We start from the raw sequence: 252 nt of genomic DNA, 5'->3' as shown, positions 1-252 counted from the left end.
AGCGGCGGCGTTCTTCGCGAAGGACCTCCTGTGAAGTTCGCCTGGATTGACACGCAATGCCGGCACTATCCGCTGTCGGCGCTGCGAGGTCCTTGGAGTAAGCGTCAATGGCTATCGCGCGTGGAAGCGCGGCGGCACGCCTGAGCGACAGCGGCTGACCGATGTCCAGTTGCTCACGTTGATTCGAACGATTCATGCCAAAGTCAGAGGCGCCTACGGTTCGCCGCGCATGACCGACGAGGTGCGCTCTCG

At 62.7% G+C, this 252-nt stretch carries 1 pseudogene; it reads left to right on the top strand.

The annotated features are described in order from the left end of the window. Nucleotides 1-252: pseudogene (locus VSR82_RS40465) on the top strand (IS3 family transposase); the annotation flags it as partial.

The organism is Burkholderia sp. JPY481 (genome assembly GCF_038900515.1).
Classification (GTDB): Bacteria; Pseudomonadota; Gammaproteobacteria; order Burkholderiales; family Burkholderiaceae; genus Paraburkholderia; species Paraburkholderia youngii.
The sequence above is the reverse complement of the archived record's forward strand: the minus strand, read 5'-3'. Positions and strand labels throughout refer to the sequence as shown.